General features: G+C 44.0%; 23 protein-coding genes. 13 read left to right on the top strand and 10 right to left on the bottom strand.

The annotated features are described in order from the left end of the window. Positions 1-117: 117 nt before the first annotated feature. From MKX34_RS27890 to MKX34_RS27845, 10 genes are all read left to right on the top strand, one after another. On the top strand, positions 118-423 hold the full coding sequence (locus MKX34_RS27890; protein WP_036685544.1) for a hypothetical protein: 306 nt from the start codon (positions 118-120) through the stop codon (positions 421-423). A gap of 44 nt (positions 424-467) precedes the next feature. Continuing rightward, positions 468-1,145: a PspA/IM30 family protein gene (locus MKX34_RS27885; RefSeq protein WP_036685541.1), complete on the top strand. Its 678-nt coding sequence runs from the start codon at positions 468-470 to the stop codon at positions 1,143-1,145. Positions 1,146-1,149: 4 nt separating this feature from the next. Beyond that, positions 1,150-1,617 (top strand): PspC domain-containing protein, encoded by a 468-nt coding sequence (locus MKX34_RS27880; protein ID WP_036685653.1) that lies wholly within the window; start codon positions 1,150-1,152, stop codon positions 1,615-1,617. Between the two features lie 3 nt (positions 1,618-1,620). Next, positions 1,621-2,325: a PspA/IM30 family protein gene (locus tag MKX34_RS27875; protein WP_036685540.1), complete on the top strand. Its 705-nt coding sequence runs from the start codon at positions 1,621-1,623 to the stop codon at positions 2,323-2,325. Between the two features lie 194 nt (positions 2,326-2,519). After that, positions 2,520-3,167 carry a cell wall-active antibiotics response protein LiaF gene (gene liaF, locus MKX34_RS27870; protein ID WP_036685537.1) on the top strand — a complete coding sequence of 216 codons (648 nt, stop codon included), beginning with the start codon at positions 2,520-2,522 and terminating at the stop codon, positions 3,165-3,167. Between the two features lie 30 nt (positions 3,168-3,197). Beyond that, positions 3,198-4,232, top strand: coding sequence for a sensor histidine kinase (locus MKX34_RS27865; protein ID WP_036685535.1), 1,035 nt, complete (start codon positions 3,198-3,200; stop codon positions 4,230-4,232). Positions 4,233-4,250: 18 nt separating this feature from the next. Next, complete coding sequence (locus MKX34_RS27860; RefSeq protein WP_036685532.1) at positions 4,251-4,904, top strand: response regulator transcription factor; 654 nt, start codon at positions 4,251-4,253, stop codon at positions 4,902-4,904. 192 nt (positions 4,905-5,096) lie between these two features. Further along, positions 5,097-5,912 (top strand): YwmB family TATA-box binding protein, encoded by an 816-nt coding sequence (locus MKX34_RS27855; RefSeq protein ID WP_076104863.1) that lies wholly within the window; start codon positions 5,097-5,099, stop codon positions 5,910-5,912. Positions 5,913-6,117: 205 nt separating this feature from the next. Further along, positions 6,118-7,668 (top strand): glucose-6-phosphate dehydrogenase, encoded by a 1,551-nt coding sequence (gene zwf, locus MKX34_RS27850; protein WP_036685526.1) that lies wholly within the window; start codon positions 6,118-6,120, stop codon positions 7,666-7,668. A 556-nt stretch (positions 7,669-8,224) separates the two neighbouring features. Continuing rightward, positions 8,225-9,823 carry a peptide chain release factor 3 gene (locus tag MKX34_RS27845; protein WP_076206909.1) on the top strand — a complete coding sequence of 533 codons (1,599 nt, stop codon included), beginning with the start codon at positions 8,225-8,227 and terminating at the stop codon, positions 9,821-9,823. A gap of 100 nt (positions 9,824-9,923) precedes the next feature. Here MKX34_RS27845 and MKX34_RS27840 read toward each other — a convergent pair whose 3' ends face one another. Further along, the gene (locus MKX34_RS27840; RefSeq protein WP_036685520.1) at positions 9,924-10,160 is read right to left on the bottom strand and encodes a small acid-soluble spore protein SspI; all 237 of its coding nucleotides are present in this window, start codon (positions 10,158-10,160) and stop codon (positions 9,924-9,926) included. Positions 10,161-10,394: 234 nt separating this feature from the next. Between MKX34_RS27840 and MKX34_RS27835 the strand changes: the two genes are divergently transcribed. After that, on the top strand, positions 10,395-11,054 hold the full coding sequence (locus MKX34_RS27835) for a TrkA family potassium uptake protein (RefSeq protein ID WP_036685517.1): 660 nt from the start codon (positions 10,395-10,397) through the stop codon (positions 11,052-11,054). Between the two features lie 41 nt (positions 11,055-11,095). Continuing rightward, on the top strand, positions 11,096-11,881 hold the full coding sequence (locus MKX34_RS27830; protein ID WP_076104864.1) for an RNA methyltransferase: 786 nt from the start codon (positions 11,096-11,098) through the stop codon (positions 11,879-11,881). Between the two features lie 169 nt (positions 11,882-12,050). On the opposite strand, the gene MKX34_RS27825 is transcribed toward MKX34_RS27830, so the two are convergent. The 7 genes from MKX34_RS27825 to MKX34_RS27795 all read right to left on the bottom strand — a co-directional run bounded on the left by MKX34_RS27825 (position 12,051) and on the right by MKX34_RS27795 (position 18,158). Continuing rightward, complete coding sequence (locus MKX34_RS27825; RefSeq protein WP_081383878.1) at positions 12,051-12,605, bottom strand: methyltransferase domain-containing protein; 555 nt, start codon at positions 12,603-12,605, stop codon at positions 12,051-12,053. 6 nt (positions 12,606-12,611) lie between these two features. Next, entirely contained in the window at positions 12,612-13,646 is a 1,035-nt protein-coding gene (locus MKX34_RS27820) for a HAMP domain-containing sensor histidine kinase (RefSeq protein ID WP_143759046.1), read from the bottom strand. A gap of 55 nt (positions 13,647-13,701) precedes the next feature. Further along, complete coding sequence (locus tag MKX34_RS27815; protein WP_076296420.1) at positions 13,702-14,382, bottom strand: response regulator transcription factor; 681 nt, start codon at positions 14,380-14,382, stop codon at positions 13,702-13,704. Positions 14,383-14,413: 31 nt separating this feature from the next. Further along, complete coding sequence (locus tag MKX34_RS27810; protein ID WP_076296421.1) at positions 14,414-14,977, bottom strand: methyltransferase domain-containing protein; 564 nt, start codon at positions 14,975-14,977, stop codon at positions 14,414-14,416. Between the two features lie 30 nt (positions 14,978-15,007). Continuing rightward, positions 15,008-15,505: a DedA family protein gene (locus MKX34_RS27805; protein WP_076296422.1), complete on the bottom strand. Its 498-nt coding sequence runs from the start codon at positions 15,503-15,505 to the stop codon at positions 15,008-15,010. Positions 15,506-15,702: 197 nt separating this feature from the next. Beyond that, the gene (locus MKX34_RS27800) at positions 15,703-16,539 is read right to left on the bottom strand and encodes a sulfite exporter TauE/SafE family protein (RefSeq protein WP_063829827.1); all 837 of its coding nucleotides are present in this window, start codon (positions 16,537-16,539) and stop codon (positions 15,703-15,705) included. A gap of 5 nt (positions 16,540-16,544) precedes the next feature. After that, positions 16,545-18,158, bottom strand: a complete 1,614-nt coding sequence (locus MKX34_RS27795) for a carboxylesterase family protein (protein WP_076296423.1) — start codon at positions 18,156-18,158, stop codon at positions 16,545-16,547. A 135-nt stretch (positions 18,159-18,293) separates the two neighbouring features. On the opposite strand from MKX34_RS27795, the gene MKX34_RS27790 reads away from it, so the two are divergent. Beyond that, complete coding sequence (locus MKX34_RS27790; protein WP_076296424.1) at positions 18,294-19,205, top strand: LysR family transcriptional regulator; 912 nt, start codon at positions 18,294-18,296, stop codon at positions 19,203-19,205. Positions 19,206-19,225: 20 nt separating this feature from the next. Here the strand turns inward: MKX34_RS27790 and MKX34_RS27785 are convergent, their stop codons facing one another. Next, complete coding sequence (locus MKX34_RS27785) at positions 19,226-19,819, bottom strand: YdeI family protein (RefSeq protein ID WP_036685448.1); 594 nt, start codon at positions 19,817-19,819, stop codon at positions 19,226-19,228. A gap of 89 nt (positions 19,820-19,908) precedes the next feature. After that, on the bottom strand, positions 19,909-20,877 hold the full coding sequence (locus tag MKX34_RS27780) for a LacI family DNA-binding transcriptional regulator (RefSeq protein WP_036685445.1): 969 nt from the start codon (positions 20,875-20,877) through the stop codon (positions 19,909-19,911). Positions 20,878-20,910: the final 33 nt, after the last annotated feature.

The raw sequence follows: 20,910 nt of genomic DNA, 5'->3' as shown, positions 1-20,910 counted from the left end.
ACAGCTACCTCGACTAAGGTCCAGTACTAAAAACCGTCGTTGGTCTGTTTTGAAAGTCTGCGATTTACCCTAGAATAAGGCTATAAGGTTAAGGACAACGAAAGGCGGTGAGAAAAAATGCAAAGAAGACAAGGAAACGGATTAGCGGTTGTACTGATTGTGATTGGTGCGGTTATGCTGCTCGGCATTGCGCTTCCTCTGATCCACGGAATGTTCAGATTACTTTTCCCGGTATTGCTGGTTGTTCTCGGGTACTACGGGATTAAGAGCGGACGCAAGATTATCGGTTGGGTGCTGATGTTCATTGGTGTGATGTCCCTGATCGCGAAGCTTTCCTGGATCATTGGACCACTTCTAGGAGTGGCGTTGATCGTCTGGGGCGTATCAGCATTAAAGGGCAGAAGTAATAATGGTACTTATTAAGAAGCAATGTACTTAAACAAGAAGCAGGGAGGGAGCAGGAGATCATGAGTGTTTTTCGTCGCATGAGGGATATTACTGTAGCTAATTTAAATGAACGTCTGGAGCAAAGCCAAGATCCCGTGAAACTAATTGATCAATTTCTACATTCAACCCGTGAGGAAATCAGTGAAGCTGAAAGGCTGTACCAGCAATATGCTTCCCACACGAAGCAATTGCAGCAGCAAGTGAACCAAGCAACTGCCATGAGAAACAAACGTGAAGAACAGGCGTTGTTGGCACTGAAAGCAGGCGAGGATCATCTCGCGAAGCTGGCTTTACAAGAAAAGATCATTCACGAGGAAAAACTGGAGCAATACAGCGGGCTGTTAGAACAGAGCAAGCAATCCTTGTTTGAACTTGAAGCACAGCTGAATGAGCTGAAAATAGAGTATCAAACGGTGTACAGCAAACGTCAGTATTATTCGGCACGAATGGAGTCGCTGCGATTGCAGCAACGCATGAATCAAAGAGCCAGTGCTTATGGCAATGGTGGTGATGTTCCCAAAATGTTCGGTCGTCTGGAAGATCAGATGTCGGATTGGGAATTAGAAGCAAAGAGCTTGCGTGATTTGCGGCGCATGGGACAGGAATATGCGGTGCAAGCGGGTGAGACCGTAGCGACCGTACTCGAAAGAGAAATGGCTCGCCTAAAGGAGAAACTGAACAATGGTGGAAAGGAGTAACGCTATGAGTCGATTGTATCGTTCAACTAGAGATAAAGTGATGACGGGTCTTGCAGGTGGATTATCTGAGACACTCGGTATTGATTCCACGTTATTCCGGATTCTATTACTGGTCAGCATTCCGTTCACAGGTGGTGCGGTGATTCCGGTATACTTCATTGCAGCAATGGTCATTCCTAAGGAACCGACGCATTATAATCCTTTTGGACCAGGGCCTGGGGCACCGGGTGGCCCATACGGCGGACCCTACTCAGGCAGACCGGAACATGGACACGGACCACAAGCTACTGGCGGATATGGACCTTATGGACGCCAGCCAAATTACAATCCTAATTTTGAGAAGAACAACGCTTATTCCGCACCGGACTCCGGTTTGGATGCGATGATGAAGGATATTGAGAAGAAGGCTTTGCAAAAAGAAGTAGAAGAACTCAAACAAAAACTGTCTAAATATGAGAAAGGGGAATTGTAAATCATGGGAGTATTTCAAAGAATTAAAGATATGACAAAAGCGTCGGTAAATGACTTGTTGGATAAGGTAGAGGACCCAATCGTAATGCTTAACCAATATCTGCGCGATATGGAGGCTGAGATTCACGAAGCGGAAGTAACAGTTGCTAAACAAATGGCTAACGAACGCCGTATGAAGCAACGTGTGGAAGAAGCAGCAAAAATGTCTGCACAACGTGGATCACAAGCTGAACTGGCACTGAAAAATGGCCAAGAAGAAGTAACTCGCAAGCTGTTGGAAGAAAAAATCTACTTTGACCAAAAGCAAGTGGAATACAGTGATCTTCACGCACAAGCTGAAGTACACGCTAAGGAATTGGTGCAACAACTGCATGACATGAAGGATGAGTTCTACAAGCTGCGCAACAAACGTAATGAGCTTGTATCCCGTGCTCAAATGGCTAAAGCCAAAAAACAAATGTCGCAAATCAGCAGTGTACATTCCATTGAAAGTGGCAGTGCATCACTCGGATTCCACCGGATGGAAGAGAAAATTATGCAGCTTGAGGCTGAAGCAGATGTAATGCGTGCACCTTACAGCCCATCCGCTGCTTATAGCAAACCCGTTGATGTTGAGAAGCAACTGAAAGTGGATGAGCAATTGGCGCTACTGAAAAACAAGCTGAATGATACACCTGCGGCTCCTTCTCTAAACAAAAAAGAACAATAAATCCTGTTCCTAAAACTTGGACGGATATGATATGCTGGACAAGAAGAAGCCATACGGTATGGATCTCCATACCGATATGGCTATTATAGCGGCTAGCTATAATATTTAACGGTGATAATATTCCTCATAGTGACGGATATCTATCCGATATTATAAAATGAGTTTTGCTTCGCAAAACTTTTAGGAGGTGCGAAATGGATAAACGAAACCGTTTGATTGCCATCGGACTGATTGCTGTTGGCTGCATGATGATTTTTGGTAGATGGCTCGGCTTTTTCTCCATTGTCGCGCTTCTGTTCCTGCTGCTGGGCGTCTACCGTACGACATCAGGCAAAGTAAAGCAGGGCTATAAACTGCTCGGGATAGGTGCTGTATTGCTTTTGCTGGACCATTTGGTGCTCGTGCTGGGGATTTGCTTAATCTCACTTGGGATGTTTTTCACCAAATCCAAAAGAGTGCAGCGCAAGGAAGGGTTTATGCAGAAGCAGAACTTTTCATCCAGATTTGACTGGGACCGCTCACCTTGGGTGATGCACAGCCTTAGCTCTTGGCATGTACTGGGTGAGGCCGATGTGGATCTTTCATTAGCTATGGCGGATCATAAGGAAACGGTCATGCTGTTTCAAGGGATTTTTGGCGATATGGACATTAACCTGTCCGATGATTACGGCGTGGAAATTGAAGCTTTTGTGCTCTTTGGGTCCATTGAATTCGGCAACCAGCGGGATACAGGAATGTTAAACCGTCTGAATTGGAAATCAGCCAATTATGACAGCAGTGAATACAAAGTGAAATTTAGTGTTTCTTATTTAATGGGAGATCTAGATGTACGTTTATCCTGATAAGCTTGATAGAGAAGGGAGAGTCCCCGTATGGAAAAAAAGAACAAAAACATGATATCACGCAGCATGGGTGAGGGGGCTCTGTTCTCTTTTGTCATGCTGCTTGTGATAATGTATGTCATGTATACATATGGCTATTTGAAGCCTTTTGAAAGCTGGAAATTTGGCGTGCGGACAGCCGTTACCCTAATTCTTTTGCCTATGGGTTTTGGGATTGGTTATGGCTTTTATCAGAGCTTCCGTGTGAAGCGACAGTTGGAACGTCTTAGGCAGACCCTCGTATTATGGGAAAAGGGAAATTTGACGCTGTCCATGCCGGATCTAGGTGATGATGAGCTGGGAAGGCTCGGAGAACAGCTTGGCCGGATTAGCGGCAAATGGGAGAATCAAGTGACGACGCTGCAGCGGTTGTCCACGAATAACGCGAAGCTTGCGGAGCAGGCGCGGGTATCTGCTATTATGGAGGAACGGCAGCGGCTTGCGCGTGAACTGCACGACGCTGTTTCCCAGCAGCTATTTGCAATCTCCATGACTGCCACGGCGGTAGGCCGGACGTTGGAGAAAGATTTCGATAAAGCCCAGCGGCAAATTGCGCTTATAGAAGAAATGTCTGCCGTAGCCCAATCGGAGATGAGGGCGTTGCTGTTGCATTTGAGACCTGTTTATTTGGAAGGAAAGGGACTCGAACAAGGTCTGCAGGAATTGATCAAGGAGCTTAAGGTCAAGGTTCCAATCGAAATTGTATTTGAGATGGACCCTGATGTGCAGCTGTTAAAAGGGGTAGAGAATCACTTGTTCCGTATCGTCCAAGAGGCGATTTCTAATACACTTCGTCATGCGAAAGCAGAAAAAATAGAAATCCGGCTGCATAGACGGGGAGATACAGTTCGCTTGACGTTGCGTGATGATGGGATCGGCTTTGAGATGGACGACACCAAACAAGCTTCCTATGGTTTGTCGAACATGCAGGAGCGGATTAATGAAATCGGAGGCTCCATTCAGTTCATTACCGCTCCGGGGAAAGGGATGCGTATTGAAATTACCGTTCCGTTAGTCAATGAATAATAGGAGGAAAGAGTAACCATGGAGATGGAGGAAGCAATTAAAGTACTACTCGTAGATGATCATGAGATGGTACGGATCGGGCTAGCAGCTGTTTTAGGTACCGAGGATGGAATTGAGGTCGTAGGTGAGGCTGGAAGTGGAGAAGAAGGTATTCGGCTGGCTCAAGAGTACAATCCCGATGTGGTCTTAATGGATCTCGTAATGGATGGGATGGATGGCATAGAAACGACTAAACAGCTGATGAAGCAATACCCAGAGATCAAAGTTATTGTTCTTACAAGCTATTTGGATGATGAAAAGATGTATCCTGTTATTGAAGCGGGTGCCTTTAGTTATCTGCTGAAGACTTCGCGGGCTAGTGAAGTGGCGGATGCGATCCGCGCTGCGGCAAGAGGACAGTCCGTGCTCGAGTCACAGGTGGCCTCTAAAATGATGAACCGTTTTCGAAACAATGCAAAAGGAGAATCACCTGCTTATAAAGAGCTTACGGAGCGCGAGATGGAAGTATTACGTCTGTTGGCGCAGGGTAAATCGAATCAGGATATTGCTGATCAACTAATTATTGGAATCAAAACTGTGAAATTTCATGTAACGAATATTCTCGCGAAGCTGGGCGTGGAAGACCGGACCCAAGCAGCAATTTATGCATATAAAAATGGACTAGCTGAATAACAACAAAGGACTGAAGCCTCTGCTTCAGTCTTTTGTTATAATATAAGAAAGTAGTTTTGGGGCCTCCGCAAAGTATCTGAGTACGCATTGAAACAAATCCCTCTCTTTGTGGGAATATTTCAGGTATAGAATCTCCTAATTCGAACATACTGTCTAGTAGATTGCTAGAGAGGTTCGAAGGGAGAATGACATATGCGGAAGATGAAGCTGAACAACGGAACAAAAAAAGGGACTTTTTTTATAATGATAATCGTGTGCTGCGCTGCGGCTCTGCTAGTTAATCTGCAAAGTGTTAAAGCGAATTCAACCGTTCTTGATGAGGGCGTTAACCAAGCTTCAACAGGAGCCGAACTAAATCATGCTCTTGGGAGTTTAATAGATCTTGGAAAAGAAACGACGGTTTCTGGTTCACCGCTGCGTCTAGTGTTAAAGTGGCAGGGAGAAAGCAGCAATTACGCGGATCTGTCTGCCGAAGTTGCTAAGTTAAGCACAAGTCTCGGATTGAATGTACCGTCAGGTACTGAGGAAGATGGACATATGACTTATCGTACAGAAGCTGTAAAACCATATGAATCGCGGCTCTCCTTATTTTGGAGTGAGCTTAGTGCAGGAAACAGTTATGTGATTGTAACGTTAGATACGGCTGATCTGCAAAATGAAGCTGGCTTTCAAGCGGCTGCTCGTGAAATAAGTATGATTCTTGAACAGAATAAAATTAAGGCCGAATGGAATGTATCCCTTCAAGGAAGCGCGCAAGAACAGGGAGCACCTGAAAAAGTTCTAGCACAGACGGAGTCATTGATGCATGACCGGTTTGAAGCTGTGACCGGAGGAGAAAGCTACAAGGATATCTCAACGGTTAGCCGTACGTATTCGATTCCTAATTTGAATCGCTCTGTGATGAGTGGAAATCAGTCAGTTTCTGCCCAAATCGCAGTGCATCATGAAGATCAGAAGGGGACAAACCGCGTAACTATAGGCTTTCCTTTAATAACCATCGAATATTGACATTTTTCTCTTATATAAGTGCAGATATAGTTAATAATAAGAAATATTAATTGAAATTTGCGAAATCCCGAGAGTATTTGTCAGGAATGTGATAGCATCCTTTTTAGGAATATGCTAAAATGACATAACGTCGTTATTCACCTTATGTTAGTACCGACGCTGAGCATGTCAATAAACTATATTACATACAGAAAGATGAGGAGCCATGGCTGAAAATCAAACCCTTGATGCACTGCACACACCCGGTGCTGTCTTTTTTATCTTTGGGGCAACCGGAGACTTAGCCCGGCGTAAGCTTTTCCCGGCGATTTACAGCTTGTACCGTGAAGGTAAGCTGGCACAAGATTTTGCGGTAATTGGCGTGGCGCGGCGCCCGCGTACTCAGGAAGAATTTAGAAGTGATGTGAAGGAATCCATCCTTGAATTCTGCCGTTACAAAGCGGGAGAAGAGAGCGAATGGAATGAATTTGTACAGCATTTCGAATACAAATCTCTGGACATAAACAATATTGATGGTTTCCGCGAGCTAAGAGCACAAACTGAAGTTCTTGAAGAGAAATTCAGTATTCCGGGCAATCGGATGTTCTATCTTGCGCTGGCGCCTGAATTATTCGGCAGTGTCTCCTTCAACCTTAAAGCTGGCGGGATGCTGGATAGTACGGGTTGGAATCGCCTCGTAATTGAGAAGCCTTTTGGCTATAATCTGGAGTCGGCTGAACAGCTGAACGAACAGATTCGTCAGGTCTTCAAAGAAGAGGAAATTTACCGGATTGACCACTATCTTGGTAAAGAAATGGTACAGAATATCGAAGTGATTCGTTTTGCTAATGCTTTTTTCGAACCGCTCTGGAATAATAAACATATTGCCAATATTCAAATTACACTTGGCGAAACCGTAGGTGTAGAAGAACGCGGTGGTTACTATGACCATGCGGGAGCCTTACGGGACATGGGCCAGAATCATATACTGCAACTACTGACTATGATTGCTATGGAACCACCAAGCCGTCTGCTCGCAGAAGATATTCGTGATGAGAAAGTGAAGGTACTTCGTTCCCTTCGTCCTTATGCGACATCTGATGAGGTTCGTGAGAATGTCGTAAGAGCACAATATATTCAAGGCTTACACCAAGGCAAAACCCTTCCTGCTTACCGTCAGGAAGATAAGGTTGATCCTGAGTCGAATACAGAGACGTATTTTGCTGCCCGTGTATTTGTAGATAACTTCCGCTGGGCTGGAGTTCCTTTCTACATCCGTACAGGTAAACGTCTCCCGGTGAAGACGACGGAAGTGGTAGTTGAGTTCAAAGGTATGCCAACCAACGTTTATTTGGGACAAAAGCATAAACTTGAGCCTAACCTCCTTGTAATCCGTGTGAACCCAATGGAAGGCATTTACGTAAAGATTAATGCCAAGAAACCGGGTTCCGAGTCTGAGATTCAACCGCTGGCTATGGACTTCTGTCAGAGCTGCCTGGTTGGAATCAATTCTCCGGAAGCATATGAGCGCTTGCTACATGATGCGGCACGCGGAGATTCAACTTATTTCACTCGTTGGGATGAGGTATCCTCGGCATGGTCGTTCGTGGATCGTATTGCGAAAGCATGGAGCGAAGAGTCTAGCGACTTATCTTCTTATCCTGCTGGCTCTTGGGGTCCAGTGGAAGCAGATGAACTGCTTGCTAAAGAAGGTTTCCATTGGTGGCCTGTAAACGGCCAAGATGAAGATAATGTGGTTTGGCTGAAGAATAACTAAACCTTGAGTTAATGCTATCTCCCTGCAGAGGATGCAGGGAGATTTTTTGTAATGCTAAGATCTAAAAGATTGGACTTCAGACGGTGTTTGGGGGATCTGGGCACTTTTCTAATAACTGCACTTTGTACAATTAAAATCGCTTATCTCGTTGTGATTAGTCTTTTAGATGTATTTTCTGCAACTATAATCACCGGATAAGGCAGAAAAGCGTGCACAACTTAATTTTAATTGCATCAAATGCAACTAAAGGCTAATGAAAATGCTAATACTTCAAGTAAGTGTAGGAAATACATCTATTTTTTTGAGCAATGATATGTGGGGATCATAATCCAGACCATTCGGGAGATATTTTGCGGCACGCGCTTTTTAGTAGATAATGTCTGCCGGATTTTGATATACTTTAGAGGATGCTTTCACTTGAAGCGGACTGGAGCTAGACCTAAGAGCTATTCATTCAGAAATGAAGGGGTATGAACAATGAGCAGAGCACCGATTTGATGAACCCCAGTGTAATTGAAGCAGAAGCAGGAATTTTATATATGAAGGGATATGTGTAATGAACAAAGCAATAGATCAGAAGCTGCAAAAGGAAGTGGATAGACGCAGAACCTTTGCGATCATTTCCCACCCGGATGCGGGTAAAACAACTTTAACGGAGAAACTGCTGTTATTCGGTGGCGCGATCCGTCTGGCGGGAACGGTTAAGGCCCGTAAAGCGAATAAACATGCGACGAGTGACTGGATGGAAATTGAGAAGCAGCGGGGGATTTCTGTAACGTCTTCCGTGATGCAGTTTGATTATTTGAATCATCGTGTGAACATTTTGGATACACCGGGTCACCAAGACTTCAGTGAGGACACCTATCGTACCCTAACTGCAGCGGATAGTGCGGTCATGCTTATTGACGTGGCAAAAGGTGTGGAAGCCCAAACTACCAAACTGTTTCAGGTATGTGCTAAACGGGGCATTCCGATTTTCACCTTTATTAACAAGCTGGACCGTGAAGGACGTAGCCCGTTTGATCTGATGGAAGAGCTGGAGCAGGTTCTTGGTATTCGTTCTGTGCCAATGAACTGGCCGATCGGTAGTGGACGTGAGCTATGCGGCGTATATGACCGGATGAAAAATCAGGTAGAGCTGTTCCAAGGTGACGATCACTCCGTAATCAAGGTTCAAAAGGTTGACGGATACCGTGATCCAATCATTCGCGAAATGGCTGGAGAGTATCTGCATGATCAACTGTGTCAGGATCTGGAGCTGCTGGATGTAGCAGGCGATGCTTTTGACTATGAAAAAGTATTAAGTGGTGAACTCACACCTGTGTTCTTTGGCAGTGCGATCAACAATTTTGGCGTACAGACTTTCCTCGATAATTTCTTGGATCTGGCACCGAAGCCTGAACCACGCCGCAGTACTACAGGGGTAGTAGAACCAACGAATGAGAAATTCACTGGTTATGTGTTCAAAATTCAAGCGAACATGAACCCGGCTCACCGTGACCGGATTGCTTTCCTGCGTATTGTGTCCGGGAAATTCGAACGGGGTATGAGCGTGAAGCATGTACGTGCCGGTAAAGATATCAAGCTGGCGCAACCACAGCAATTTTTGGCGCAAGACCGCGATATCGTAGAGGAAGCTTATCCGGGAGATATCATCGGTCTGTTTGATCCAGGTATTTTTAGAATTGGTGATACATTGAGCCAAGCAGGAGATATGGAATTCGATGAGCTGCCAACGTTCTCACCAGAGATTTTTGCTAAAGTAAGTATTAAAAATGCGTTGAAATCGAAGCAGTTCCAGAAGGGTGTCGATCAGCTGACTGAAGAGGGCATGATCCAGGTGTTCCGCACGGTCAACTTTGACGATATTTTGCTTGGTGTAGTTGGACAACTGCAGTTTGAAGTGTTTGAGTACCGCATGAAGGGTGAATATGGTGTGGATGTTCAGTTGCAGAGAATGCCATACCAGTTTGCACGTTGGATCGTAGATGATACTAAGCCGGATGCGAGCAAATTCAGAATCAACTCAACGTTGGTGACGGATAAGAAGGGCAATTTTGTCGTGTTGTTCGAGAACGAATATGCTATGCGGACAGCGATGGATAAGAACCCGACAGCTAAATTCCTGGAAATGGCTCCAAAAGCATTACTATAATTAGGACGCTATAACTTGCTGAATGTTATAATAAAACCTCCGCCTCCATAGGTGAAGTTACACCATGGTGAGCGGAGGTTTTTGACTAGTTGCGGTCAGTTTACGATGTGATATTCCCAGGGGTAATGGTCTCCAGGTGATCATGTAGCATGGTAACCAACCTATCTTGCTTAGCGGGGTCTAAATCCTTCCAGATCATTTCGAACACGGCGCCAAGTCCCGGGAGTGCTGCCTCCGGACCGTCCACAGAGCCTTCAATCATGTGACGTAAATCCTCTTCAGATTGACCGTGCACTTTATGAAGAATCGCCTGGCGCAAGTCAATGGTAACGGGCATAATGTACCTCCTTTTTTGAAAATATAGTGATATTGACCTCGTTATAATGTGCCCTGCAAAGGTGCTGGAAATTCAAGTTTTTGTCCAAATATAAGATAGTATAAGTTTGACACATATATATCATCCTATATTTCTACGAGAAACGGTTGTCATCCATAAAGGACGGCAATGACGTTTCTTCTTGGCTTATGCTATACTGTTTGAGATATAGAATGCTACGGGAGGTACATAGACATGGCCAAAAAACAATATGCCGTCATCGGTATGGGGCGTTTCGGATCTAGTGTTGCTAAGGCGCTCAGCGGCATGGGGTTTGATGTACTTGCGATTGATGCTGACGAGCAGCGAACACAGGAGATTTCAAGTATTGTAACTCATGCCGTATCTGCAGATTCCACGGATGAGGAGGCGCTGCGTGCCCTTGGTATTCGCAATTTTGATGTGGTGGTTGTAGCCATTGGCGAGGACATTCAAGCTAGCATCCTGACAACACTTATTCTAAAAGACCTGGGTGTGCCTGCAATTCTGGCAAAAGCCAAAGGTGAACTGCACGGCAAAGTATTAAGCAAAATTGGTGCGGACAAGGTGATTTATCCTGAACGGGATATGGGAATGCGGGTTGCGCATCATCTTGCTTCGCCTAATATATTGGATTATATTGAGCTGTCGCCGGACTACAGTATTCTGGATATGAAGGTATCCGGACCGATGCTCGGAAAAAATCTACAGGAGCTCGACATCCGCGCAAGATTTGGCTGCAACGTAATGGCCATCCGCCAAGGTGAAGAGATGAACATCTCTCCCCGTGCAGAAGATCGCCTGATCGATGGAGATATCCTTGTTATTGTTGGGCATAAGGATAACTTGACGAAGCTGGAGATGGCGTATCAGTAGGAACAAAGAATAAATGGCAAGGCAGAAGAAAGGAAGACTTTATGGAAATCATGTCTCCGCAAAATACGCGGGTTAAAGAGTGGGCCGGGCTGCAGGAGAAAAAGCACCGTGACAAGGCTCGTAAATATATCGTAGAGGGCGTTCACCTGGTTCAGGAAGCACTGCTGGCTGAAGCAGATGTGGAATGCCTTGCTTATGACCTCGACAAGGGAATGCCAGCTGAACTTAAGGGGCTGCTTCAGGCTGTTCAGGGAATGGAAGTGATTGGTGTCTCGGCGGCGATCATCTCAAAATGCAGCAGCACCAATACGCCGCAGCCTGTGTTTGCCATCGTGCGGAAGGAACAGCAGGCTGTAGAAGCTATCCTAGCGAAGAAGGACAGTTTTGTGGTTGTGCTGGACGGCGTGCAGGATCCCGGCAATGTCGGCACCATTATCCGCAGCGCGGATGCAGCGGGAGCAGACGGCGTGATCCTCGGACAAGGCTGTGCCGACCTCTATAATCCAAAGACCATCCGGTCCACGATGGGCTCGATGTTCCATCTTCCGGTGGTGGAGGGAGAGTTAAGTGAGATTTTGCCACAGGCCCGGGAAAATGGGGCGCTGCTGGTGAGCACTTCGCTGCAGGGCGAAGAATCGTGCTATGAGCACGATTTCCACGGCACCCAGTGGCTGCTGATTGGCAGCGAGGGTAAAGGCATCTCACCGGAAACGGCGCGTCTCGTGGACAAGAGTATCATCATCCCGATGGCAGGCCGCGCGGAATCGCTGAACGCCGCAATGGCGGCGACGATTTTGCTGTTTGAGGGAATGAGACAGCGGGGATAAATTATCACCGTTTGGAACGTAGTTTTTCACAGTAAATCCCGTCCTGATGATCAAGATAATCTTGATCATCAGGACTTTTTTATAATCCTGCAACAGTATTGGCCTGGCCATTTCCATTCTCAATACTTATATATTCTTTAGAAATTACTATTTTTCGAATATTCATATGTCATTCTTTTTTACGACAAATATATACGAATGTTGGAGGAAAAGTGTAAGGCACAAATTCAATTTTCTCAATAAGTAGTTGTTTAGCCCATCTTTTTTTCATGTGCAGCGAGTGCTGATATGCAACTAAAATTCCGCCTGGTTTAAGTGACTTAACAATCTGATGTAGGATTTTGTCACGCATTTCACTTGAAAAATTAAAAAATGGTAATCCGCAAATTATGCAATCTAACTCACGGATGCCTTCCTGATTCAATTTCTTGAGTAAGTAGCTAGCGTTGGAATGGAAAATGCATTCCGGATAAATTGCTTTTAAGTGTTCTCTCATTTTTTTATTCCGCTCAAACAAAAGCACTTTTGTAGAATTCTTTAATTGTGATGTCATGAGACGTGTAATAGCACCTGTACCAGCTCCAAGCTCTGCAACGGCATTTACATTATGCCATTGTACAGACTGAACTATTTTATCGGCTAATAATGGCGAACTGGGTAGAATATTTCCTACCCGCTTTGGATCTTTGAGGAAGCCTTGTAAGAAAAGTAAGTATTCAGACATAATCAATTAGTAATCCTCTCCGAAAGGCAATCTCAGTTGGAATGTGAAGACGTCATGAGTGTGTTTAAGCGTTAAAGTACCCTTGTGCAACTCAGCAATATTCCTAGCTATCGAAAGACCAAGTCCTGCCCCGGTTTGAATTCCCTGACTTTTTCTTGAGTGGTCAACCTTATAAAATCGTTCAAATAGACGGTTTTCTTGATCCTGTGAGAGGGGAGTCCCTTTATTTTCAATCTCAATGGTACAGTGTTCAGAATCGGTTGTAATTCGTATGCTAATGCTTCCCGGGCTGATGGAATATTTTAAGGCGTTCATAAGTAGATTATCTATGGCTCTGGCTATTTTCTCACTGTCGATTAAGGTGATGATTGGACTCTTATCTATATCTTTTATAAGGTGGACATTGTTTTCTTGAGCGATCGGTTCGAATTCGAATAGCAATTGATTCAAAAGCTGCGACAAATCGATTCTCTCCAGATTTAAACGGGAGTCAGCCGAATTAAGTCGGGTATATTCAAACAAATCATCGAGGAGTTTCTTCAAATGAAGCGCCTTGTTATAGGTGTTTTGAATAAAACGTGTATATTCTTTTTTATCTTGGTACGATTCTGTACGTAAAAGCTCAATATACCCGATAATACTTGTAAGAGGGGTGCGTAAGTCGTGTGAAATCCCCGTGATCATCTCCATCTTGGATTTTTCTATTTCGCGTTCCTTGATGATCTGTTGCTCTAAGCGCTCTGCCATCCGGTTGATGTTCAAAGCCACCAGTCCTAGTTCATCTTGGCGAACAACATTTACCCGATAACTCAAATCACCTTCGGATATAATTTGAAGTCCTTGTTCCAGCGCAATTAAATCTTTGACGATTCGCCGGGTCAATGTAAAAAATGTAATAACGAAAATAATGAAAAACATCGGAGTAAGAAGGTAGGCAAGAAAATTGAACACCCAATCCAATTTTGTTGCATTTCCAAAATGAAAGAACAAGATGCTAAGTGAGGTATTTATCGCAATGGTAATTATGAAACTCAACACCATCCTGATTAAAATATTGGACTGAATGCGTTTATTTATTTGTAGATTTCGTATGGTTTTAATCAACTTTGTAACCAACTCCCCAGACTGTCTTAATATACAGAGGTTCTCTTGGATTTTCCTCTAATTTTTCTCTTAAGTTACGAATATGAACCATTACGGTATTGTCAGAATATCCGTAAGGCTCTTTCCATACACTCTCGTAAATTTGCTCCGAACTATAAACTTGCCCAGGCCGGCTTGCAAGCAGGGTTAAAATCGCAAACTCTAGTGGAGTTAATGAAACTTCAATTCCATTTAACTTTACGGAATGTTTACTTTTATCTATGATCAGGTTTTTAATTATAAGCAGAGAGTTGAATTCTTCCTTTCCAATTAAGGACTGGCGCCGTAACTGAGCTTTTACACGGGCCAGTAGTTCCAGTGGATTAAACGGTTTGATCATGTAATCATCTGCCCCGGTAGTTAGACCTGTGATTTTATCAATGTCCTCTTGCTTGGCTGAGAGCATAATAATTGGGATATTTGATATTGCCCTAATTTTGAGACAGGCTGTGATACCATCCATTTGAGGCATCATCACATCTAGGATAACCAGTTGAATGGGTGTTGTTTGTATTGTACTCAACGCTTCTTGACCATCTGCGGCTTCAAGCACATGGTAACCTTCATTCCTTAAGTAAACATGAATCACATCTCGAATTTCAGAATCATCATCTGCAACAAGAATTGTATTCAATGGACGCTGCCCCTCTTCTATATTTATTTTATTATGTTTCCCTTTTACGACAGACGTAGACGAAAGCGGGAGGGAAATTAAATGGCACATATTTTATTGTATCAATATTAAAATATTCGGAGAGTTGCTTCTTCATTTGAAGTGAATACTGAAAGGCGATAAATAATCCCTCAGGTTTAAGGGATTGGTAGATCTGTTCAACCAATGTACTTCTTAATTCGGGCTCAAAATTGAAAAAGGGCAGCCCACTAAAAATACAATCTAACTGATGAATATGTGAACTTTTAATTGATTCTACTAAACTAGCAGCATTATGATAACAGGAGAAATCCGGATAGTTTGTCTTCAGGTTATGCCTCATGGTTTTATCCATCTCAACTAGTAACACTTTCGTTGTACTAGTTACCTTAGTATTGATTACACGGGTGATTGCACCTGTACCTGATCCAAGTTCAGCGACTGCTTTAACTTCATGCCAAGAGGCTTGGTTAACCATGCTGTGTGCCAGAAACCGGGAACTCGGGGTAACACTGCCTACCTGTTTTGGATCATGAATAAAACTTCTTAAAAATAAGAGTTTTTCATTGAAGCTCATTTGGAATTCCTCCATAATTTTAGAATTAATTTAGATGTTTATTAATTTTGATAGGATGTGATCTCCAAAGTATGTTCCTACAAAAAAGAACAGTAAGGTCCAACTTAAAGCACTGGGATATGAAATAAGGGCGAATCGTTTATAGCTTGTACCGCTGAGCCCGATCAACATGGGAATGATGTAACGTACAACTGGAATAAACATGCCGATATACATAGCTGTACGCCCTCGTTTTTTTAGAATCTGCTCTGCTTTTTTAAAATGTCTATTAGCTTCAAATTTGCACTTCAGCTTTTGCCCAAAGAATTTACCTGCAAAGTAGGCAACCGTAAAGGCCGTTAATAACCCTGACAAAATGCAGAAATAAGTCATCCAGAAATTGATAATCCCCATGTGGCTTAGGGTAACTCCGGTGAGGATCGTAATTTCATTAGGAATTGGAATTCCAAAAGGGCCTAGCGTGAAAGCAAGATAAAAAATCAGATAACCATACTGATTGATTAGCTCTAAAATGGTATTACTGGCCAATATGCCGCCTCCTTCGCTTACTTCAATACAGAAATCTTAACTAAAAAAACTGAGGAATTAGGTGGGGGAATTCTAAAGAAATCCTGAAGAGACTTACAATTCGATAGAATTAGCCAAGGAATCACTCCCACAGTCACAATAAAAAAGTCCTGAGGATCAAGAAACTCATGATCCATCAGGACTTTTTACATAATGACCTAACCTTTCATCATCAAACGAAGCGAAACGATGATGAGAAAAACGGCTAATAGCTTTAGAAGCAGCTTGGCAGGAAGGCGTTTTGCCAGTCGTGCGCCAATTTGACCGCCGATAATTGCGCCAGGTGCTAGGGCTAACACCATAAACCATTCAACATTCAATAAAAAGGCATGTGTTGTGGTGCTTACGATAGCTGACAGGAAAATTTGAAGCATAGAAGTTGCAACAGCGATATGGGGGGCAAAGCCGAGAAGTAAGGTCATTGTCGGAACCATAAGACTCCCGCCGCCAATCCCAAATAGGCTTGCTACAAAGCCAACAAGAAAACTGATGATTATGCCGGTAGGCATATGATAAGCATATTCGAAATGAGCACCGCTATTATCGGAAAAGCTTCGCTTTACGGTTGGTTTGAAAGGCCAATGGAAGGGTTTGTTCGGCTTGAACAAGAGCAATAAAGCGACAAGGATTAAGAAAATCCCGAAGCTTACGAAAAACATTCTCCCGCCCATTTGCTTGGTAAAGAGTGCACCTATTACTGAACCCGGAATCGAGACGGCGGCAAAGGTGAGCGCTGCTTGATAATCGATTCTCTTCTGCTTTGCATACACATAAGTGCTTGAGATGGAGTTGAAAAGCAGCATCGCCATTGATGTTCCAGCCAGATGTGAAGGCTCCATATCAGGAAAAAGGAAAGCCAACGCAGGCACAACGATGAACCCGCCGCCAAGTCCGACCAATGAACCGGAAATGCCAGCTGCTAGCCCGATGACTAAGAGCAGTAAGTAAGTTAGCACAACAGCATGTTCCTTCCTCTGCGTGAATTCTACAATCATTTATCTTACCAGAAAAAACGTCCCGCAAATAAATTGTTTTTTAGCCAAATGCGCTGTTCTGCTGCTAAACGGGGATCATTGTCCATTTGGGACAGGATATCTTTTTTTACAAGTTTGCAGACGGATTGAACAATAGTTTGATCCAGGCTAGCATCTAACCAGAGAATTTCCGCAGACCGGGGATTAGGGGTGTATCGTTGCCAAGTAGGTTGTCCCTCAGCATTAGGATTACCGGTATATAAGAAATGCCGTAAATAGTCCCTCATTAGGGAAGAAAGCATGTTACGCCCAGGCTCGTTATGCTCGGAAATTACTCCCGCAGGGAATCTTTCCTGGACACCGGAAAAGTCACCTGTATAGAAGGGGATGTCTGCACCATGCGGGGCACCAATAAGAAAACGGATGTAAGGATCGATCACTCCGTCTCTTAATCCCCAGGCGAACCGGTAAGCATAGATGGGCATCTCCGGGATCGCACTTAATAATATCTCTGTAGTCTGCTCTACATTAAATTCTGCATACAGATCGCTCCCATATTGGACTGCTGCTTCATAGAGCTTCTTTTCTTCCATATTTCCGGCTAACTCTTCCTTTTGCACTAGGGAGAAGAAATGAGTATCCCCTAAAGTGAACTCGGAGAATTCGCTGGCAGTGCTCCCAAGGATGATCGGCAGGGAAGGGTGATCGCGGTTATTTAGATTGTCGAAGCCACCAATAGGAATGACCGTGCCATCTTCGATCAAATGGGGAAAAGCAGCCATCTGAAGCCCCGTCTCACGAATGATTTCGACAAAGTGAAAGGCATTCTGACGATATAGGAAGTCGGAAATCTTATCCGCAGATTGTGTGGAAATCCATTCTCTTGCCTCATCTTGAGTGCTGGCTATTCCTGTTTTTATTAATAACTCCGTTAAAATGTCGTCTGCTTTTTCTTCGCTTTGCTTCGTAGCAGCCGTCGTTAAACCTCCACTCATAATAAAAAGCTTATGGAAGAGCCCTCTGCCTAGCGGAGAAAGGTAAGCAGCTAATGCATTTCTTGCACCTGCAGACTGGCCCCCTAATGTTATATTTCCTGGATTCGCCCCAAAGCAAATAATGTTTTTGTGCAGCCATTTTAGCGCATGAAGAACATCGAGGAGACCGTAATTTCCCGAGTCATCCAAGGGGTCCCCGGTTCGGAGTGAGGGATGCCGGAAAAATCCCATTGGTCCTAAACGGTAGTTCACTGTAACCACTATACTATTTGTCTTACACGCCAATTCTCCACCTTGAAAATCCCGTCCCGAACCCCCAATATTTCCGCCGCCGTGGAGGAAGACGAATACGGGTAAGCCTGCCTCGGCATGATCCGGTCGCCAAATATTCAAAAAGAGGCAATCTTCACTGCCGCCAGGGTCCCCTTGAATGAATTGGACACTGCTATTATTAAAATGGCTTGCAGGCAATACACCTGTCCAAGGTTCTATCTCACGTGGTGCCTTCCATCTGAGCTTATCTATAGGGGGTTCCGCATAAGGAATTCCTAACCATGCGATCGCCCCAAGTTCTGGCAGACGTATGCCCTTAAGCTGACCGCTGGAGATTGTAATAATTTCTTCCATTGGTTCTCGTGTGCTCATTTATAGTTCCCCTTTCTCCTGCAGATTCTTATGTATTTTTAATTCTCTTTATTATAGTGTTCTGCTATGATGATGAAAAATATATTATTATATATAAAATACATAACTCTAAGGTTATAGAAGAGGGTGGTTTCGTTGGATTTACTTTCGCTTCGGTACTTTCAAACGGTTGCAAAGCTTGAGAATATGACCCGGGCAGCCGAAATACTCCAAATCTCACAGCCGGCTATAAGTAAAATGATCAAAAATCTTGAGGGCGAATTAAACGTCAAATTGTTTGATCGCACAGGAAAATACATTCGATTAAATGAATATGGGAAGCGGTTTCTTGTGAAAGTTGATTCAGCCCTACAAACGTTAGAGGAGGGGAAAACAGAGCTATTGGACTTGTCTGAGAGACCGACAGGAACTGTGGTGATTTTTATCCAGGCGGGTTCCTATTTGCTTCCGGATATGATCACATTATTTCGTCAGAAGTACCCGGAAGCTCAATTTAAGCTATTGCAGCAGGATCAGGAGATCTCACGTTATCCGGCTTTTGATTTGTGTATTTCTTCTACTCCGCTCAAGATTCCAGGAACAGCGTCCACACCGGTATTAACGGAAGAAATCATGCTGGCGGTTCCTAATGAGCACAGGCTCGCTACCCGCAAAAGTGTACGTCTGATTGAACTCGCGGAAGATGGTTTTATCAGTTTGAAAATAGGCAAGCAGCTGCGCGAAACGACGGATTCTCTATGTCACGCCGCCGGATTTGCTCCGCGTATCATTTATGAATGCGATGAGCCTTCGATGGTACGCAGTCTAGTCCGTTCGGGACTAGGGGTTTCTTTTATCCCCGCTGTAACTTGGGGTGGTTCTCAAGGATCCTCAGTGGTACTTCTTCCCATTGAAGAACCCATAAGTACCCGCACCATTGAAATCTCATGGTATACCAACCGATACATGACTAATGTCGCTAAAAAGTTCAAGGCCTTTGTTGAGGATTATTACAAGCAGTTAAAAGAAGACAAAATAAAAAAAGAGCCAATAAACCTTAAGGCTTAATTGACTCATTGTCAGCAACGCTAATCATTTAATCCCTTACCCTCAAGGATTTGCGGGATGAATTTTTCAATTCGTGATACGCGGGTTTTGGATTGTTTGGCTTGAGAAAAATGATAAATATATGCGTTTTGCCGTCCAGGCGTTAAGGCTTCAAAAGCAGTTTTTAAGCCAGGAAGTTCAGCGAATTTAGTCTGAAGCTCTTCAGGAATGAGGTAATCCTCTTTCTTTTTTAATTCGACTTCCAAACCCGCTTTTTCAACTTCTATGGCATTTTGAATGTAGGCTTTCAGAACAGCTTCCATTTCAACGATTTGTTGCACATTCGTAAACCGAATTTGGCGCGCTGCCTGCACATTTTCTGTTTGTTGAATTAGAATCCCATTGGGATCCTGTAACAAGGCACCTTTGTGAAAGAGAAGTGCACAATATTCTTTAAATCCATGAATTAATACTATGTTTTTATCATCAAATGTGTAACATGGATGCATCCACTTATAATCTTCGGTCAGCCCGCAATCAAGCACGATCGTTCTCAACTGCTCATATTCTTCCCTCCATTGTTTCGCTTTACTTAAGAATTTATCAACCCTAGGATTCAATTTATTATTTGTCATAAAAAACACCCATCTTCATCATAATTTTCAATACAATTTTATTATTTTTTTATGGAATGTACAGTCGTAATCTTCTGGGAATGGGCAACCTATGTTGTCTCCCGTTCGATCAGTTGGAACGATAGGGGCTGCAGCTCCATATCTAATCCAAGCAGGGTTGGAGCCAGCAGAAGAAAGGCGTTCTCCGCCTGTCCCGCAATCGGATTCCGAACAGTGGTAATTCCGAGTGTCTGTGACAGCTCCGAATTATCAAAACCAATGATGGCTAGATCACGGGGCACATCCAGCTGCTGTCTACGTGCTTCGCTCAGAACGCCCACCGCCACCAAATCATTGGAGCACAGAATGGCATCCGGCTGATCTGGTTGTCCTATTAGGGTTCGCACCAATTGCTCTCCGTCAGGGATTCCATAAATCGTGGAGTAATACCATTTCTCAACGATGGGAAGATTATATTTGGCCATGATTTGCTCATAAGCTAGTCGTCTACTCTGGGTATTTATGCTGCTTGGGCGGCCAAAAGCATTAGCGATACGCGTATAACCCCGCTCTATCAAATGCTCTAGAGCGAGTGCATATCCGTCATATTGGTTCATGGCAACTGACGGTATTTCAGGATGGTCCATGCGTTGCCAGGACACAATCGGGCCGTATTTGCAGTAGGAAGTTATGACATTTTTATCGTTAACAGCGGTCAGAATAAGCAGGGCGTCGACTCTTTTCTGTTTGAGATCCTCGAAAGCCTGAAGTTCCTTTTGCTTATCTCCGCCGGTGGTATAAATAATCGTCTGATACCCGTAACGGCCGGAGATTTCGACGAAGCTGTTCATGAAGCACAAAATAAGCTCGTTTAGGTCTAAGGTAATCATGCCGATTTGCTGGGTTTGGCCTTTGGATAAAGATATGGCATTCCGATTGGGAACATAGTCCGTCTCTTTCATAATGGCGAGAATTTTCTCCCTAGTTTCCTTGCTGACATGGGGAGAATCGTTCAGGACTCGGGATACCGTAGCTTTGGAAAAGCCCGACAGCTTAGCAATTTCGTCAAGTGTGGACATCGGCTTATCTCCTTTGCAAGATTAATCCTTGAC

Origin of the sequence: Paenibacillus sp. FSL R5-0636 (assembly GCF_037974255.1) — a bacterium.
GTDB classification, from domain to species: Bacteria; Bacillota; Bacilli; order Paenibacillales; family Paenibacillaceae; genus Paenibacillus_AQ; species Paenibacillus_AQ odorifer.
Note: the sequence above shows the minus strand (reverse complement) of the source record. Positions and strands in the feature narration are given on the sequence as shown.